This is a genomic window from Pseudomonas sp. K8 (assembly GCF_014889455.1).
GTDB classification, from domain to species: Bacteria; Pseudomonadota; Gammaproteobacteria; order Pseudomonadales; family Pseudomonadaceae; genus Aquipseudomonas; species Aquipseudomonas veronii.
Map to the genome: position 1 here is coordinate 105,232 of NZ_VJWO01000002.1, position 17,572 is coordinate 122,803.

The 17,572-nt window shown below is 56.5% G+C and carries 14 protein-coding genes and 1 pseudogene; 8 read left to right on the top strand and 7 right to left on the bottom strand.

Features of this window, described 5'->3' with window-relative positions:
* Positions 1-573 precede the first annotated feature (573 nt).
* Positions 574-2,541, bottom strand: a complete 1,968-nt coding sequence (locus INT12_RS01885) for a sigma-54-dependent Fis family transcriptional regulator (RefSeq protein ID WP_052743382.1) — start codon at positions 2,539-2,541, stop codon at positions 574-576.
* Between the two features lie 392 nt (positions 2,542-2,933).
* Between INT12_RS01885 and INT12_RS01890 the strand changes: the two genes are divergently transcribed.
* The 8 genes from INT12_RS01890 to INT12_RS01925 all read left to right on the top strand — a co-directional run bounded on the left by INT12_RS01890 (position 2,934) and on the right by INT12_RS01925 (position 11,104).
* Complete coding sequence (locus INT12_RS01890) at positions 2,934-5,075, top strand: hydantoinase/oxoprolinase family protein (protein WP_226925944.1); 2,142 nt, start codon at positions 2,934-2,936, stop codon at positions 5,073-5,075.
* Between the two features lie 37 nt (positions 5,076-5,112).
* Positions 5,113-7,431, top strand: coding sequence for a hydantoinase B/oxoprolinase family protein (locus tag INT12_RS01895; protein ID WP_046487660.1), 2,319 nt, complete (start codon positions 5,113-5,115; stop codon positions 7,429-7,431).
* Between the two features lie 75 nt (positions 7,432-7,506).
* Entirely contained in the window at positions 7,507-8,007 is a 501-nt protein-coding gene (locus INT12_RS01900) for an acetone carboxylase subunit gamma (protein ID WP_017847353.1), read from the top strand.
* A 109-nt stretch (positions 8,008-8,116) separates the two neighbouring features.
* Positions 8,117-8,569 (top strand): protein-export chaperone SecB, encoded by a 453-nt coding sequence (secB, locus tag INT12_RS01905; protein ID WP_046487662.1) that lies wholly within the window; start codon positions 8,117-8,119, stop codon positions 8,567-8,569.
* A gap of 167 nt (positions 8,570-8,736) precedes the next feature.
* Entirely contained in the window at positions 8,737-8,874 is a 138-nt protein-coding gene (locus INT12_RS01910; RefSeq protein ID WP_158683897.1) for a hypothetical protein, read from the top strand.
* Positions 8,875-9,160: 286 nt separating this feature from the next.
* The gene (locus INT12_RS01915) at positions 9,161-9,736 is read left to right on the top strand and encodes a LysR family transcriptional regulator (protein WP_193040063.1); all 576 of its coding nucleotides are present in this window, start codon (positions 9,161-9,163) and stop codon (positions 9,734-9,736) included.
* Positions 9,694-10,476: a class I SAM-dependent methyltransferase gene (locus tag INT12_RS01920; RefSeq protein ID WP_193040064.1), complete on the top strand. Its 783-nt coding sequence runs from the start codon at positions 9,694-9,696 to the stop codon at positions 10,474-10,476. Before INT12_RS01915 ends, INT12_RS01920 begins: the two co-directional genes overlap by 43 nt.
* 25 nt (positions 10,477-10,501) lie before the next feature.
* Positions 10,502-11,104, top strand: coding sequence for a gamma carbonic anhydrase family protein (locus INT12_RS01925; RefSeq protein WP_193040065.1), 603 nt, complete (start codon positions 10,502-10,504; stop codon positions 11,102-11,104).
* Positions 11,105-11,361: 257 nt separating this feature from the next.
* On the opposite strand, the gene INT12_RS01930 is transcribed toward INT12_RS01925, so the two are convergent.
* The 6 genes and pseudogenes from INT12_RS01930 to INT12_RS01955 all read right to left on the bottom strand — a co-directional run bounded on the left by INT12_RS01930 (position 11,362) and on the right by INT12_RS01955 (position 17,554).
* Positions 11,362-12,726 (bottom strand): ArnT family glycosyltransferase, encoded by a 1,365-nt coding sequence (locus tag INT12_RS01930; RefSeq protein ID WP_193040066.1) that lies wholly within the window; start codon positions 12,724-12,726, stop codon positions 11,362-11,364.
* Positions 12,727-13,087: 361 nt separating this feature from the next.
* On the bottom strand, positions 13,088-14,221 hold the full coding sequence (locus tag INT12_RS01935) for an MFS transporter (RefSeq protein WP_264294512.1): 1,134 nt from the start codon (positions 14,219-14,221) through the stop codon (positions 13,088-13,090).
* Between the two features lie 208 nt (positions 14,222-14,429).
* Positions 14,430-14,872 (bottom strand): annotated as a pseudogene (locus tag INT12_RS01940) (EmrB/QacA family drug resistance transporter); the annotation flags it as partial.
* A 428-nt stretch (positions 14,873-15,300) separates the two neighbouring features.
* The gene (locus tag INT12_RS01945) at positions 15,301-15,738 is read right to left on the bottom strand and encodes a lipocalin-like domain-containing protein (protein WP_102616939.1); all 438 of its coding nucleotides are present in this window, start codon (positions 15,736-15,738) and stop codon (positions 15,301-15,303) included.
* Between the two features lie 2 nt (positions 15,739-15,740).
* Positions 15,741-16,598 (bottom strand): alpha/beta fold hydrolase, encoded by an 858-nt coding sequence (locus INT12_RS01950; protein WP_193040068.1) that lies wholly within the window; start codon positions 16,596-16,598, stop codon positions 15,741-15,743.
* Complete coding sequence (locus tag INT12_RS01955; RefSeq protein WP_193040069.1) at positions 16,595-17,554, bottom strand: VOC family protein; 960 nt, start codon at positions 17,552-17,554, stop codon at positions 16,595-16,597. Before INT12_RS01955 ends, INT12_RS01950 begins: the two co-directional genes overlap by 4 nt.
* Between the last annotated feature and the right edge of the window lie 18 nt (positions 17,555-17,572).

Genomic DNA, 17,572 nt, shown 5'->3' on the forward strand with positions numbered 1-17,572 from the left:
CAGAATCGGCCGGTTTCTGCCTGCTATCCCGAAAGCGGTAAATATGTCACTGCTTATCATGAACGCCAAGAAATGTTGCCAGATGGAACTTAACCGGCCGAGGGGAGGGTAAAGGGAGGTATTCCAATCAAAATTGAAAACAAACATTAACCATAATAATCAAGAGTATAAAAAACCGATTCAGATTACCCCAGCACTCATTTGCATCGCTCTTGACCAGGCGCTTGCATTCGACCTGACCAACGATTGCAACGGACTTGACCAGCACGCTTAGTAACCATGATCGGCAGAGAGCTGTTCATTGCTGCCGGTAACGACAGGCAGAAATTGGCCCATAGCGATCATTTTTTAACACCGGCCATGCCGCTACTCCGCAAACATCCGCGGAGCGGAAAGGCAGTGTCTTCGCGAGCCAACGCATCGAGGGGAATCTGCGGAGTAGACGAAAATATGCACTTTCAAGCCTATCCGATTTTACTTTCGGCATAGCGGTGGGGCTCCTCACTTCCGGTAGCCGAGTGCCATTCGGGTCGGAGTGATTTATTTTTATTCACTCCGCCCTCCCCTAATGCGTCAGTCGGGGCGGGGCAGGTCATATTTTTTCAGTTTGCTATAGAGGGTGCTCTTGGCGATATTCAATGCCTTGGCCGCGCGGGTCAGGTTGCCGCCCTGCTCGAGAATGACTTCGGCGATCACCGCTTTCTCGGCCGACTCCAGGGGATGGTCACTGGCTTCCTCAACTCTAGCGGCCGAAGCGCAAAGGGTCACCGGCAAATCGGCGGGGGTCAGTTCGCCGCCATCGCAGAGGAAATAGGCGGCCGTCACCAGGTTGCTCAACTCCCGAATATTGCCGGGCCAGGAGTGGCCTTCGAGCGCGGTCTGTAAATCCAGGCTAAGCCGCTTGGGTACGCCGCCATGCTGTTCGACCAGCCGTGCCAGGATATGCTCGGCCAGCAGGGTCGTGTCCCCCCGTCGTTCTCGCAGGGCAGGCAGGGTCAGGGTCATGGACGAGATGCGGTAGTAGAGGTCCATCCGGAAGCGCCCTGCTGCGACCTCCTCGGTCAGGTCGCGATTGGTGGCGGCGATCAGGCGGAAGTTCACCTTGCGTGGACGGGTTTCACCGACCCGGCAGATTTCCAACTCCTGTAGCACCCGCAGGAACAGGGGTTGCAGGTCCAGGGGCATCTCGCCGATCTCGTCCAGAAACAGGGTTCCCCCATTGGCGGCCTCGATCTTGCCGGTCATCCCGCCACGCCGGGCGCCGGTAAAGGCCCCCTCCACATAGCCAAACAGCTCTCCCGCTAGCAGGTCACGGGACAGGCCGCCGCAATTGAGGGCGATGAAGGCGCCCTCGCAATGGGGGCCGGCCTCGTGCATCGCGTTGGCAAACAGCTCCTTACCGACGCCGGTCTCGCCCTGCAGCAAAATGGGGATGGGCGCTTTGGCCAGGCGTTGCGCCTGCTGTACGGTTTTGAGAAACAGCGGGCTCTGGCCGATCAGACGAGAAAAGCCAGCATGACGGGTCGTCTCCTGGGTGCGTTTGTCGTCCTTCTCCACGCGCGTAGTGCGCGGTCTGGGAAAGGGGATCACCGCGAAGTAACCGATCGTTTCTCCACGGTGGCGGACCGGCTCGATCCATTCTCGCGCTAACCGCGGCAGAATCAGTTCCACCCGTGGCGCCAGACGCCCCTCCCCGTTCAGGGAGAGGACGGGACTATAGGGGGTAAGGTCCAGCTTGATGCCGTGCGCCGCCAGCACACGCTCCGCGTGCCCATTGCCGCGCACCAGTCGCCCCTCCAGATCCATCAGCAACAGGCCGTCATTGCCGGGGGACGTGAAGCGCCCCAGGGTTTCGCCCAACAGCAGTTCGCGCTTGGACAGCAGCAGGTGAGCCAGTTGCCCTTCGATACGGTGGGCACCGGAGACGGCCAGCGCCAGACAGTAATCGTGCTGGGTGTTCTTGAGCCCGGAGATATTAACTGCGCCGAGCACCTTGTTTTCGAAGGGATCCCTGATGACGGCGGCGGAGCAGGTCCAGTTGCTGATGTTTGCACAGAAATGTTCGTAGGCGTGTACCTGCACCGGAGAGCCGATACGCAGCGCCGTACCTATGGCATTGGTCCCCGCAACACTCTCGGCCCAGTTGGCGCCGGGCACGAGCCGGAATTGATTGGCCAGTTCCAGCGTCTTCGGATCGCCGTGGCTGCGCAGGATCACGCCGGAAGGGGCCACCAGGTGCATGATGGTGCCGGATTGGGCCAAGAGATCGTGGGCATCACGCATGATGGTTTCCGAGGCACAGATCAGCTCCTGGTGAGCGGCCCGGATCTTCTCCAATTGCGCACTCTTGAGGTCGATGGCCTGTTTGGCCACCAGGGGGTTCACCTCTTTAGAGACACAACGTTGCCACGAGGCTTTGATCACCGAGCGGACGGTTTCGTCGGGAAGGGTGCCGATGCTCAGTAACCGTTCCCGCGCATCGGCGATGCGCCCGGGTTGCTCAACAGCCACCGATCTGCGTAATGGCGGGTTCTGCTTCATGATAGTCACCCCTTTAATTCTATTTATTATTAGAGAAGCTGTTCTTAGCTTGACCCCACCTTGACCTATTTACAATTGTTGGTTCAGGCCAAATCTGCGCCGATGATGCACTCTTTCTTTCTCATCCCAATGCTACTACCTGGAAGAGTTCGATTAGCGGTCGATAGGCGACCGATTTTCGAACGCAATACCATCCACTAAAGTTGGTTTTTTTAAAAAAACGAATGTTTTCTATTGTTTTTGTTGGCTTATTTTTTGTTGGCACAACCGCTGCTATGTATTCAAGCAGTTGTCCAGGCCGGTGGGTTTGGATGACCTCATGTGCCGCTCCTGATCGGGAACGGGCAAACAGCGTCAGCAATCCGCAATAAGAATAATTAGAGGATATAACTTTGAATCAATTAGCGAATCCAGTAGAAGTCCTCGGTATTGATGCCGGTGGCACTATGACTGATACCTTTTTTGTGCGGGCCGACGGGACGTTTGTCGTCGGCAAAGCGCAGAGTAACGCCAACGAATCCCAGGCGGTGCTGGAGTCCAGCAAGGACGCCCTGGCCCATTGGGATAGAACGGTGGAGGATGTTTTCCCCGAAATGGTGACCTGCGTCTTCTCGGGAACCGCCATGCTCAACCGCGTCGTGGGACGCAAGGGGCTGCGTACCGGGCTGATCGTCAGCAAGGGATTTGAAGATTTTCACCGTATGGGGCGCGCCGTCCAGAGCTATCTGGGTTACGCCTTCGAGGATCGCATTCACCTCAATACCCATCGCTATGACGATCCCCTGGTGAGCATCAAGGACACCCGCGGCGTCACCGAACGGATCGACTCCAAGGGCAATGTGGTGATTCCGCTGCGCCTCCACGAGGCCCGGGAGGCCGCGCGGGAACTGATCGAGCAGGGCTGCAAGACGATCGTCATTAGTCTACTGAGCTCCTACCTGAACGGGCATCACGAAAAGGCCGTCCGCGATGTCTGCAAGGAAGTCGCCCGGGAGATGGGGGTCGAGATCCCGGTGTTCGCCTCCGTGGACTACTACCCGATGCGCAAGGAAAGCCATCGCACCAACACCACCATCCTGGAGGCTTACGCGGCCGAACCATCCCGCGCCACCCTGGGGACCATCAGCAACAGCATGAAGGATGTCGGCGGCCAGTTCGACCTGCGGGTCATGGCCAGCCATGGCGGCACCATCAGCTGGAAAGCCAAAGAGCTGGCACGATCCTTAGTATCGGGACCGATCGGCGGCGTGATCGGGGCCAAATTTCTGGGTGAAAAACTTGGCTACGAGAATATCGCCTGTTCCGACATCGGCGGGACCAGCTTCGACATGGCGCTGATCACCAAGAACAATTTCGCCATCCATAAAGACGGGGATATGGCGCGCCTGGTGCTTTCTCTGCCGCTGGTGGCGATGGACTCCATCGGTGCCGGCGCCGGGAGCTTCGTGCGCATCGACCCCCATGCCAATGCCATCAAGCTAGGGCCGGACAGTGCGGGCTATAAGGTCGGTACCTGCTGGCCGGAAGGGGGGCTCGATACCGTCTCCGTGACCGACTGCCACATCATTCTCGGCTATCTGAATCCCGAGAACTTCCTCGGCGGGATCCTGAAACTGGATGTCGAGCGGGCGCGGCGCGAGATTAAGCGTCAGATCGCCGCCCCCCTGGGGCTCTCGGTGGAGGACGCTGCCGCCGGGGTCATCGAGCTGCTGGATCTCTCCCTGCGCCAGCATCTGCGCGCCATGATCACCGGCAAGGGCTACAGCCCCTCCGACTTCGTCTGCTTCTCTTACGGCGGCGGCGGTCCCGTGCATGCCTATGGCTATACCAAGGGGCTGGGCTTCAAGGAGACCATCGTGCCCGCTTGGGCGGCCGGCTTCTCCGCCTTCGGCTGTGCGACCGCCGATTTCGAGTATCGCTACGACAAAAGTGTCGATATCGGTATCAACGAGAAGTCCACCACCGAGGATATCACCGCGGCAACTACCACCCTGCAGGCGGCCTGGAACGAACTGCGCATCAAGGTTCTGGAAGAGTTCCGGATCAACGGTTTCAAGGACGAGGAGGTCACTCTGACCCCCGGTTACTCCATGCAATACCTGGGGCAGTTGAACGATCTGGAAATCGATTCGCCGGTGGCGGCACTGTCCGGTGCCGAGGACTGGGACGACCTGGTGCAGTCGTTCAACGATACCTACGCGCGGGTTTACGCCGACGCCGCGCGATCGCCGGAATTGGGTTACGGGATCACCGGCGCCATCATGCGTGGCTCCGTGGAAACCAAGAAACCGAATATTCCGGAGGAGCCGGAAGCCGGCCCTACTCCACCTCCTGAATCACGCTTGGGTACCCGGCCCTTCTATTACGAAAAAGAGTGGGTCGACGCCGCTATTTATCATATGGAAAAGCTCAAGCCCGGTAACGAAATAAAAGGTCCTGCGGTCATCGAATCCGATGCCACTACTTACATTATACCGCCGGGATTCCAGACTTTCCTGGATGTGAACCGTCTGTTCCATCTGATCGAATGCTAACTACCCAATTATAAATATAACAAGTAGAGGACCTCTCATGACTATTCAAGAAACCTATGTCCAGGCGGGAAAACTGCTGGATAGCGGACTAACGCTCAATGATTATCGCAATCTGATTCTGCAACGCACGGAAAAAACCGGGTACTACAACGGCTTGGAACGGCTGGAATTTAAAGAGTCGGACCCCATCGGTTATGAACGGATCTTTTCCAAGCTCCGTGCGGGGTTGGTCAATTCCCGTGAAGTGGCCAAGAAGATTGCGGCATCGCCCATCGTCGAGCAGGAGGGGGAGCTGTGCTTTACCCTCTATAACGTGGCGGGGGACTGTATCGCCACCTCCACGGGAATCATTATTCATGTGGGGACCATGGGCGCCGCCATCAAATACATGATTCAGAATAACTGGGAATCTAACCCCGGAATTAACCCAGGTGACATGTTCACCAACAACGATTGCCAGATCGGCAACGTTCACCCTTGCGATATCGCCACCATCGTACCGATTTTCCATGAAGGTCAGTTGATCGGCTGGGTTGGCGGCGTGACCCACGTCATCGATGTGGGCGCGGTGGGCCCGGGCTCCATGTCCAACGGCCAGGTCCAGCGCTTCGGTGACGGAGTGCAGATCACCTGTCGTAAGACTGGCATCAATGACACACCGCTGCGGGATTGGCTCCACGAGAGCCAGCGCAATGTGCGCACCCCCAAGTATTGGATCCTGGACGAGAAGACCCGTATCGCCGGCTGCCATATGATCCGCGATCTGGTCGAGGAGACGGTCCGTGAAGAGGGTCTCGCCGCCTATACAAAATTTGCCACGGAAGTGATCGAGGATGGCCGGCGCGGGCTCATCAGCCGGATCAAGGCAATGACCATTCCCGGCAAGATCCGCACCGTCGCCTTTGTGGACGTGCCCTATATGCACGAAGATGTGGTCGTTCCGCCCTTCGCCAAGATCGATACAATCATGCATGCCCCTTGCGAAATCACGGTAAAACCCGACGCCACCTGGCGCCTCGATTTCGAGGGCTGCAGCCGCTGGGGCTGGCACACCTACAATGCCAACCCGGTGGCCTTCACCAGCGGCATCTGGGTCATGATGACCCAATCCCTGGTGCCCACCGAACGGATCAATGACGGTGCCCGTTACGCCACCGAATTCCGGATGCCCAAAGGCACCTGGACCAATCCGGATGACCGCCGTACCGCCCACGCCGATGCCTGGCACTTCCTGGTCTCTTCCTGGAGTTCCCTGTGGCGCGGCGTGAGCCGGACCTATTTCGGCCGCGGCTATCTGGAGGAAGTCAACGCGGGCAACTCCAACCCCTGCAACTGGCTCCAGGGTGGCGGTATCAACCAGGAAGGCGAGATCCATGCCGTCAACAGCTTCGAAACCGCGGCCTGCGGCACGGGCGCCTGCGCTGTCAAGGATGGCCTGAATCACGCCGCGGCAATCTGGAATCCCGAAGGGGACATGGGCGATATCGAGATTTGGGAACTGGCCGAACCCCTGCTCTATATGGGACGGACCATCAAGACCAATACCGGCGGTTACGGTAAATACCGCGGCGGTCTCGGATTCGAAACCCTGCGCATGGTCTGGGGTTCCGCCGATTGGACCATGTTCTTTATGGGCAACGGCTATATGAACAGCGACTGGGGGCTGATGGGCGGTTATCCGGCCGCGACCGGTTACCGCTTCGAAGCCCATAACACCGGTCTTTTGGATCGCATCAAGGCGGGCAAGTCGCTGCCCCTGGGTAAAGATCGTGACCCCGGCACCTGCGAATTCGAGAAACACCTCGACGCCGGTGCGCGGGTTAAGCGCGATAAGCAGTGCATCACCACCGAAACGATCTTCGAAAATGGCGATCTCTACCTCAACTACCTGCGTGGCGGTCCGGGCTTCGGTGATCCCTTGGATCGCGATCCGGCGGCGGTCGCCGAAGACCTCAACCAGAACTTCGTGCTGCCGGAATTTGCCCAAAAGGTTTACGGCGTAGTGATCTCCCAGAACAAAGCCGGCGACTGGGTAGTAGATGAAAAGAAAACGGCGGCACGCCGGCAGGCGATCCGCCAGGAGCGGATCGCCCGGGGCCAACTGACCCATCAATGGATGGAGCAGGAGCGTCAGAAAATTCTGGATAAGAAGGCATCGGTCCAGGTCCAGCAGATGTTCGCCTCCAGCTTTTATCTGTCAGAGAAGTTCCTCGCCGAATTCAAAACGTTTTGGGATCTGCCGGCCAGCTGGGAATTGAAAGAGGAAGAACTCGATATACCCATGTTTGGCGCCAAACACCATATGGATCTGAGCGAATTACCCGATGTTCACCCCGTGATCATGACCGAACAGTGATTGTCTACGAAGGGGATGCCTGAGCGTCCTCTTCAATGGCATCTCACAATTCAAAAAATAAAAGAGAGACTGATTATGTCAACTTATACCAAAAAACAAGTGTCCGATTTGGTCAAAGGGGATTTGGACTGGGATACTCTGCACCGCATGTTATCTTTGCCCAAGGACAAAGAGCGCTATGCCAATTACGTTGCCGTGTTGCAGGAGCAGGTATCCTGGAATGATAAGATCATCATGCCCTTTGGTCCTCACCTGTTTCTGGCAGAAACCCAGCAAGATAAAAAACTTGTCACCAAATGCTCCTGTGGTCATGAGTATGGCGATTACCAAAAAAACTGGAAGCTCAATGCGCTGATCTACGTGCGTGACAGCAAAGAGAAGATGCAGGAAGTTTATCCCACGCTGATGGCCCCAGACACCAATTGGCAGGTCTATCGTGAATACTATTGCCCAAGTTGTGGAGTGATGCACGATATCGAGGCCCCCACGCCCTGGTATCCGGTCATTCACGACTTCCAGCCGGATCTGAAAGCCTTGTTTGATTGGCTGGATCTGCCCGCCCCCGTGAACGCTTAATCGGCGTCCGCCCTAAGTGATACCCCGGCCGGACTCCGGCCGGAGTATTCCCAAGATTCCTCCCGTTGCAAGCCTGTTTAATAAACTATAATGCATTATGAGGTGTGACATGTTGGATAAAAATAAAAATACCCACAGCGCCGAACAACCGTTCTTCGCATTACAAAAAATCTATATTAAAAGTTCATCCTTCGAAGCGCCGAATGCGGCGAAGGTTTTCAAGCAGAACTGGAAACCTGAGATCAGCCTGGATTTGAATGTCAGCCACGAATCGATCGGTGATGGCATCTATGAAGTGGTGCTGTCCATATCGGTCACCGCAAAAAACGACGGTATTCTCGCCTTCTTGGTCGAGGTCGACCAGGCCGCACTGTTTGTGATCAAAGGTTTCCCCGAGCAGAAACTGGATGAAGCCCTCAACTCCGCCTGCCCTCTGGTCATGTTTCCTTATATTCGTGAAACCCTCGACACCCTCATGCTGAAGGGGTGTTTCCCGCCGCTGATGCTGGCCCCCGTCAACTTCGATGCGCTCTATACGGAAAAAAATAGAGCCTGCGCTTAGAACGGGAACCAGGTTCGCGGGCTGAGGCCGATACTGAATTCGCCATACGCTTACAGCAATCATGTAGGGTCAGCCGTTCAGCGCACATGAAACCCACCTGTTCTAGATGTGGCGAATTTCACAGCTGGGTCGCCGGCGGCTGGTCGCGATCGGCGAAGGTTGGGAAAGTGACTCAGAGCCAAATCCTGGTGGTGGTCAGTGGTGATACGCCACTCCCACTGCCGGCTGACGTCCGCGATATTCATCTGCGTTTCGATGACAATATCCGCAAGCGTTGTTCCGTTCAGCCCTCGATGATCTGTTGAGCTGAGGAGACTGATTTATGAATCTACCGCCTGAACGGCTTCCAATTTATAGAGAGAATACAAACTCGACAGTCAATTATAGTTGACGACTTGCGATTTGGTTCAACCGGGGCGAGTTCCCCGCATTAGTCTTCCTGCTTCAATCGATCCGGCTTTTCGGATTACGGCCAGTGTGAAATGTATGTGATGGCAATACTGCCATGAGTACACGGATGTTCATGACCACGCGTTTTTAACGTTATTAACGCTGGTTCACAGGAAGGTTGACACGCTGGATCGCCAACAGTTGGAAGCATTTGCCTGCGTCATAGAACATAAGAGCTCTGAGCGTGCTGCATCGGCCCTTAATATTACCGGCGGCGCTATTTCGCAACGGATCAAGTCGCTGGAAAACTCTCTTTCAACCATTTTAATTATTCGAGAACGGCCCATTCACCCCACGTCGGCAGGCCAGGCTTTACTACAGCACGCCTCGGCCTTGCGTTCGCTTGAACATGATGTTCTTAAGTTGCTCTCGCACAAAAGCAGTATGAGCTCAAAAGTTGCCATTGGCGTACATCCCGACTCACTCAATACATGGTTCGCGCCGTTACTGATCGAACTGATGCGCGCTGAGCAGGTTTGCGTAGAAATCATCTCGGATGATCGATGCTCTAGTTTGAATATCCTCAAACGCGGTGACGTGCAAGGATGTGTATCGGTCGTTGCCGATGCGCTTGATGGCTTTGAAGTTCATCCACTGGCCATAGCGCATGCCTTCGTGAGCTGCTCGGGGTCTCGATCGCGCGATTTCCTTGTCACTATCTGCAGTCATTACTCATGGTTCAGGATGCTGTACTGGCCAGCCTCGGCTACACACTGATGCCTGCGGACATCGCTGCGCCGTTTCTGGAGGACGGACAACTGGTCAATCTGATGCCGCAAAGCAGTTCTACATGCTTACTACGCACAACTCGTCCGGGAATAATCACGACTCAGATTGCGCTTCGCGCCCTTCCCCGTCGGCTGCTGGCACTTGACTGCAATGAAACCAGTATCAAGGAAACGCGCGCGCAGCTCTCAAGTGCGGGAGTCAACGACGCACAGGTTCGTCAATGTAATCGCTATAACGACGCCCTGACCGAACCAGGGCAATACGACTTCAGCTATGCGCGGATGGTATTCCAGCATTTATCCGACCCATTGAGTGCGTTGCGCAACATCCACCGGAGTCTCGCTATCGGTGGACGACTCTGTATTTGCGACATCGACGACCGCTGGTTCGGCGCAGCGCCTCAACCTCCCGAGCTGCAATCTTTCCTGGCCCGTGTTGCACGGGCTCAGGCCGCTCGCGGCGGTGATCGCCATGTGGGCAGCAAGCTGGCAAATTACCTGGAGGAAACCGGCTACAGTGACATCCGCTGCAGCATGTTACTGGTGTCCACGTCGCCGATTGGTGCAACGGCATTTTTTGACCTGGTCTTTGGTTACAAGATGGAAGTGATCCCGCAAGCCGAACTCGAACAGGCTCAGCGTGAAATGGCTGCGATCAAGGAAAGTATCGAGAGCCCAGGCGGCTGGGCGGGGATCGGGGTATTGTTCGTTTCTGGAGAAAAACAGTAACTGAATGGAATCACGGGAGCATTGTATGCCTGACAAAGCCAAACCGAACTCCGCTGTACGCCAGCAAATCGCCGCCACGGCGCGGATTGCATCGAGCGCTATCCTGGAAGGCAATATCTCTATCGGAGCGGGTACCGTTGTAGGTCATGGCGCGGTCCTCGTTGCAGAAGGGGGTACGCTGATGATCGGAGAGAACTGCATCATCATGGAAAATGCGGTAATTCGCAGTACGGCCCATGATGATTGCCACATCGGTAACCATGTGATGGTAGGGCCGCACAGTCATTTGAGCGGCTGCAGGATCGACGACGAAGTGTTTGTCGCGACCGGCGCCTCGGTCTTTAACGGTGCTTGCATCGGCAAAGGCGCGGAGGTTCGCATCAATGCTGTGGTTCATATCAGAACCAGGGTAGAAGACGGCGCGACACTGCCGATTGGCTGGGTCGCCGTGGGCGATCCGGCGCAATACTTTTCCCCCGACCAGCACGAGCAGATCTGGAACGTACAGAAAGAACTGGATTTCCCCCGCTACGTTTTTGGCGTCGACCGCAACAGTGATGGTGTTGTCAGGCAAATGATGGAACGTTACGCACGCTTCCTGCGCAAGCAGCAGGTGGACGATGAATGACGAGTCCGAGCGCACCAGCGGACTAACAATTATCGATGGCCATAGTCACATTGCTTCGACGCACTTCACTCCCATGAGTTTCCTTGAAGGCGTGGCAGACAATATCGAGGTGAGACTTCGGCCGGCCGACGCCTTAATCGTATTACTGAACTGACTGCGCTTACAGCGCTCTCAACTGGCTCCCAGCTGTTGTCTAATCCTGGCCGTAGCATCAAAGCTGAAGTTGCTGCAACTCAGTACCCCTTTGACCGTAGACCTCACCAAAACCAATACGGCAAAAACTTGGGTGTCGGCTCATTGGCCAACTCCAGGTGGTAAGTAACAGAGTTAAAGAAAAACATGTCCAGTATGAGGAAGGCGACAGCACCAAAAGAGAAAATCACAAATTCACGATGTGGATGCATGCTGAAACGTGTCACCATCCAGGGCCTAACGGCAACAAGGGCAATCAACCCCATGGACGCACCGAAATAGTTCGGCTGAAGTGGAGTCGCCGCATACAGACCATGAATAAACGCGAGCAGTAACACTCCCAGGCCAAGCACTGGCAGGTTTAAGCAAAACCTCAGCAGGTTGTCTCGGGTACTTGCAAAGAGAGCGCTGCGATCCACGAAGATGTAGGCAGCCAACAAGGAAATAGCGGGTGTAATTGAAAGTATGTAACGCGCCTTCTTGGAGCTTGGAATCGTGAACAGTACGATCACCACAAGGAGCCAGCCCGAGAGATACAAGAGCATGTTCGTGGCCGGATCAGGTGAGCGTTCAAAAAAGCACTTCCCCTTCTTGACGATAACGTTCAAAGCGATAAGAGCTGTTACGCCATAGGTCAGCAAGCCGGCAGAGAAATAGAAGTAATAACGGGACGAGTGATCACTGCCAAACCGCCCCAGCCCTTGCATGATCAATACCTCTTGTAGAAACGCGTCTCCACCTTGTACGTAGGCAGCCCATGTCAGCACCGCAATGCCTGTGGCCAGGACCAAGCCCGCCAGCAAACAAAACACAACCAGCATGCGCCATTGCTTGCTCAAAAAATAATAAGCGGCGACCACACTGGCGGGGCCGATCAGACCAATAGGGCCACGAAATGCAAAGCCCAGCGCAAGGCCTGCGAGCACAAGCAGCAAGCGGAAACGTTGTTTGTATACCTCTCCCGTGTAGGCCAGATAAAAACACACCACTGTAAAAAGCGCGGGGTATATATCCAGTGCCAAGGAGTTCACGCCGTCCAGAAATGACCAGGTGAACAGGGCAAACACAACACCATATGCGCCCCATTTTTTCTCATGCAATGCACCGAGCTTGTAAACAAACACCAGCATCAAGGCCGCGGCAACACAGAAAGGAAGGCCCATTGAAAGAATCGATACACGACCAAACGGCAAAGAAACCAGATAAACAAGGAGCGTATTGATCACCGTGTAATCGGGATATGGCCGCAGATCATCCGCAATTGGAAACAGCGTCACCCCATGCGCGAGCATATATTGAGCAAAATCGACAAAGCGCGTTGTGTAATTGAGCACAGCAGGCTTGTATTGCAGCACTGCGAATATGAGAAATGTCAATATAAAAATAAATGAGCATGGCTTTTTTACAGCCATTTCCTTTAGCACTTTCATGTGGACCTGCTATCCCAAAAAACTCGCAGGCTAGCATTTTGCTTTTTGCGCCATCCAGACAAAAACAGTGAAAAGTTGTTAAACAACATGCGACCTATTGACTCAACTAATCAACTAGCATGCGAGTTCTGAACATCAGCTGAACACACTCTAAAAAGGTGCAAACAGCCCAGCATAGGTATTGACTCTCTCAAAAATAAACTCTAACGCGTTTTAGAAGATGTCCTTTACTGGTTCACAGAGTCTCAATAATCCGACATCACCACCATCACTTCAGTGTCGGCCCCTCCTCGCCTTCCGCCAGATAGATACGACCAATTGAGCTGTTGAAAGTAGCCAAAGAAACCCACGCCCTCCTGCTTCACAACAAGACGGGCTCTGTCCGAGCGCGAACGCCTGCGGCAACCATCAGGACGATGGCAGGGATAATCACCACACTGGCCGATAGCATCGCCCCCTTGAACCCGGCTACATTCAGCGCTCCTGCGCCGATAATCGCACCCAGCCCGATCGCGCTATTGAGTACAGCTGTGTGGATTGCCGTGGCCGGCACCGTGTGATCACCGGCAATCCTCAAGACCCAGGTCTGCAGGCCGGTAAACAAAGCGGAAATGGCCACACCCCAGATCACCAGCAAGATAACCACCGGCGCGATACCCAGAAGCGGACCGTAAATGCCCAAGATCATCAAAGCCAATGCCATCGCAATCAACGCTATCAGAATGAAAACGTTCAAGTAGCGATCAATAAACAACGCACTCAGCAGGTTGCCCAGAAAACCTGCGGCCCCGAAGGCGAACAGCAAGACAGCAATCAAGTACGCCGTAATCCCGGGTACTTGGCCAATGAACGGCTCGACGAAGGTGTAGGCACCAAAATGCGCAGCCGCTGTCAGCCCGGTGATGACGTAAGTGATCAACAGATCTTTACGCCGCAGCACTGCGGCAAACCCGCCCCCCTTGGCAAGCGAATGAATCTGCGTGGTGGGAAGCACCAGTGCTATCGCAGCCGCGCTGGCGACACACATCAACGCCAGGCACACAAAGGCCGTGCGCCAACCGTCGTATTGACCCACCAGATTGATCAACGGAACGCCCATGACAGTGGCGATCGTGATGCCGCCCAACACGATTGAGGTGGCTAGCCCCATGCGATGCAGCGGCACGATATGCGCGGCAGTGGCAGCCACGATTGCCCAGAACACGCCATGGGCCAATGCGCCGACGACGCGGGCGCCGAGCAGCGTCGAAAATCCGGGGGATAATGCTGCCAGGCCGTTGGATAGGGCCAGTATCAGCATCAATGCGACCAACAGCATCTTGCGGGGAATCCAGCGGTTCAGCCAGTTGGAGAGCAAGCCGCTGGCAGCCCCGATCCATGCGTACAACGTCACCGTCAGCCCGACGGTGGATGGAGGTTGACCGAGGGCGGATGAGATCTGCGACAACAAACCAATGGGGGCGAACTCGGACGTCACCATCGTGAACGAAGCCATACACAGCACACTGACTGCACACCATATCCGCAAGGCTGAGCTGACCATCGGTAATGTACCTCCCTGTTCACTGCTGAGTCATCGTGACCCCACCCGTGCAGCCTGCGCTGCGCGGGTGGGTCGACACCGTCTACGTTAGATATCCACAGACACATCATACTCGGCGAGTCGACTGTTCATATTCCACCACACTGCTCATACGGTCCTTGCGGTCCAGCAAGGACGGGGAAAATAGCGTGATCGATTCCCCAACCCGCTCGGAGTGAAAGCGCTCGCACATTGCGACGATCCGCGTCAGCCCTGCGGTGCCCACTGCCCCGCCAAGGTTGCACAGCATCGAGAACAAGGCGCAAGCGGAACCGGCTTCATCTTTGGCCAAGCCGGACACCGCCAGCACCGAAAGCGCCACCATGATCAGCGGCTGTCCAATGCCTCGTACCACCGTGGAAGGAATGATCACATTGGCGGCGCTATCGACATCCAGGTGCGTGCCGAGGTAGCCCCCAGGACCACGATGAAAAAGCCGCTGGCGACCATCAGTTTCGGCTTGAGCCACTTCATCAGGCGCCGCATGAAAGGCGCCAGCACCAATTGCACCATGCGGTAGGCGATCAGGCTGATGCCAATTTCCCGGGCGATGTAGCCCTGCAACTATAAGCAAGAGGTGAAGCTGTTCGTCGATGAAGACCTGCTGACGTTCGACGAGATTTGGGCCGCAGCTGGCACCCCGAACGCAGTATTCAGAATTCCCGGCTGCCTGACCGACAGGCATCTCGGCACTCCAAGTGATATTGGTGAAATAAAAGCGAACCGAACATGCCCACCCCCTACCTGAGCGACAGCTATCGGAAATTCGCCCTACAGGTGCGCCAGCCCCTGCAGAATCAGCTTCTGCCGCTGGGATAGCCACCGGCGCGAGTGAACTGATGCGGGACATGATTTTCGACAGCGCACCTGCAAGCTGAACCGCCAACCCGGGCCTTCAGATAGCACCGAATGTTTATCCGGCACTTCGCACAATCAGCGTCTCGGAAATCAGAAAAAATCGGCACGCCACAGCGCCGCGTGCCGAACATCAATCAACTTGCGGCAGCCGCGGTACGCGTCCAGATCAAGCGCGCGGTGCGGGCTTCGCGGGTCCCTTCTTCAAGGCGCGCCGTAAGCGACAGGGTGTCGCCATCGAGTTCGGCGATACGCTGCTGGCTACCGCCGACCCAATTGGGAAAGATGCTGTAGCGCACCTTGTGGGTGATCGTGTTGCCTGCGACGTCGAAGTCACCCGCGTAAGTCAGGTAGCCGCTGTAGGCGGCCGCCTTCTCGGCATCCACAGCCGACCACTGCCCGCCCGTCAGGAATGGCTCGCGGCCTTTCTTGGCCACCACACAAAACATGCCGAAGTCGCTGTATTCAATAAAGCCTTCCAGTTCAGTCCCCATTGGGCACACCACCCGGCCATCGTCATATAACTGCTCCCAGGATTGGATGGACCAGCGGCCCTTAATCGTTTCTCGGTTCATGGTCATGCTCCTGCATTGGCCGGTGGATCGACCAGGAAGTCGACCAATAGGCGGTTGAAGGCCTGGGCCTTTTCGATTTGAACCCAGTGCCCGCATTCGCCGAACACGTGCATCTGGGAATGGGGAATAAGGCGCAACATGCGCTCGGACAGCTCCAGCGGGATGACCTTGTCTTCGCGGCCGTGGATCAGCAACGTCTGGTGTGGCAACGCGCGTAAATCCTCTTCGGCCAGCGCAAGCATTTCCACGCCTTGCTGGCGCGGTGCGGGGAACAGCTGGGCGAAGCGGCTTTGCACATCGTCGCGAATGCTCGCCTGATAGCGCATGCTGACCAGGTCGTCGTTGATCAGGCTGTGGTCATAGGCAAACACCTCCATCAGCCCGCGCATCGCCTGCAACGACGGTTGATAACCCCATACCTTGTCCAGCCCGTCGGTGATCGGGAACGACAGGCCGGCAGCGCCCATCAGCACCAGGCGCTTGACGCGCAGGGGAAACGCCTTGGCCAGTGCCAGGGCGATGGCGCCGCCGAAGGAGTTGCCGACAATGGATACCTGTTTGATCTCCAGCGCATCGAGCAAGCCGATCAGTGACTGCACCCAAATGGCAGGCTCCAGTTTCCACTGCGACGGACAATGGGTGTAGCCGAAGCCGAGCATATCGGGAGCGATGACCCGCGCCCGCTGGGACAGGCTTGGAATCACTCCGCGCCAGTTAGCCCAGCCGGTCACGCCCGGGCCTGAGCCGTGGATCAACAGAATCACATCGCCTTCGCCCTGATCGTGATAGTTGAGGGTGCATTCGCCAATTTGAATGCGGTTGGCCATTTCCGGCGAGGCAGCTTGAGAGTGTGCAGTCATTGTTTGGCCTTAGCGGTTTGCGCAGTGGTCACGACCGGGGCACGCACGCCCTGATCGGCCAGACGCTTGAGGATTTGTCGCGCTTCTTCGCGCTTGTCGTCCGGCAGCCATGTGCGGTCATGGCCCCACAGACTCATGCCTTGCAGCTCCTCGACGCCCCAGTCCGGGCCGACCGTGCGGCTGGCCCAACCCAGCTCGAACATCCAGCCGTCCGGGTTCTTCAAATAGAAGGAGGTGACGTGGTCATTGATATGCCGACCCAGCGTGACCCCGATGCATTCGGGGTTGACCAGAGCCATGTCGTAGGCGCGCCCGACGTCGTCAAAATCGTTGTATTCGAGCATCAGGTGGTAGATCTTCGCCGGACCGCCGGTGTATGCCAGGCCGAGGGTGTGATGGCGCGGATTGCAGTGCAGGAACTCGACGCGAAAGGGTGCCTGGGTGTGGTCGCTGACTTTGAAGCCCAATACGTTGCGGTACAGGTGGCTGAGCTCATCGAAGTGCTCGGTGATCAGCGCAACATGCCCCAGGCCCATATCGCCCGTGCGGAAGCCCCCCAGAGGACGCCCCGGTACAAACGCAGTCTCGGCATCGGCGAGGCTATAGGCCACTTCCAGGCGCACACCGTCCGCATCGGTGAAATGCACCATGCCCTCCACCCCCCGCAAGCGCAGCTCTTCAGCGGTCCCGGCGGTGGTCGGATAACCGGCGTCCTCAAGGGCCTGCCGGGTATTCTCCAGCGCGGCGGCATCGAGCACTCCGAACCCCATGCCCATGCTCGACTCGCCCTCGCAGGCGCTGACCAGCAAGCGCTGAACCTTCTCATCCGCACGCAAACGCACGCAGACACCGGGTTCGACCACATCGACATGCAACCCGACGTGGTGCCGGGCCTGCGCTATCCAGGCATCGAGGTGCGGGGTTTGCACCACCACGTAGCTCAAAGCATTGATCATTTATTATTCTCCTTTGGC

Bases quoted from the DNA above. Each gene is read 5' to 3' on its own strand.
- INT12_RS01955 (WP_193040069.1), bottom strand. From the start codon at position 17,554: ATGATCAATGCTTTGAGCTACGTGGTGGTGCAAACCCCGCACCTCGAT.
- INT12_RS01930 (WP_193040066.1), bottom strand. From the start codon at position 12,726: ATGAAAGTGCTAAAGGAAATGGCTGTAAAAAAGCCATGCTCATTTATT.
- INT12_RS01950 (WP_193040068.1), bottom strand. From the start codon at position 16,598: ATGACTGCACACTCTCAAGCTGCCTCGCCGGAAATGGCCAACCGCATT.
- INT12_RS01935 (WP_264294512.1), bottom strand. From the start codon at position 14,221: ATGGCTTCGTTCACGATGGTGACGTCCGAGTTCGCCCCCATTGGTTTG.
- INT12_RS01945 (WP_102616939.1), bottom strand. From the start codon at position 15,738: ATGAACCGAGAAACGATTAAGGGCCGCTGGTCCATCCAATCCTGGGAG.
- INT12_RS01900 (WP_017847353.1), top strand. From the start codon at position 7,507: ATGTCAACTTATACCAAAAAACAAGTGTCCGATTTGGTCAAAGGGGAT.
- INT12_RS01885 (WP_052743382.1), bottom strand. From the start codon at position 2,541: ATGAAGCAGAACCCGCCATTACGCAGATCGGTGGCTGTTGAGCAACCC.
- INT12_RS01925 (WP_193040065.1), top strand. From the start codon at position 10,502: ATGCCTGACAAAGCCAAACCGAACTCCGCTGTACGCCAGCAAATCGCC.
- secB (WP_046487662.1), top strand. From the start codon at position 8,117: ATGTTGGATAAAAATAAAAATACCCACAGCGCCGAACAACCGTTCTTC.
- INT12_RS01895 (WP_046487660.1), top strand. From the start codon at position 5,113: ATGACTATTCAAGAAACCTATGTCCAGGCGGGAAAACTGCTGGATAGC.
- INT12_RS01920 (WP_193040064.1), top strand. From the start codon at position 9,694: ATGGTTCAGGATGCTGTACTGGCCAGCCTCGGCTACACACTGATGCCT.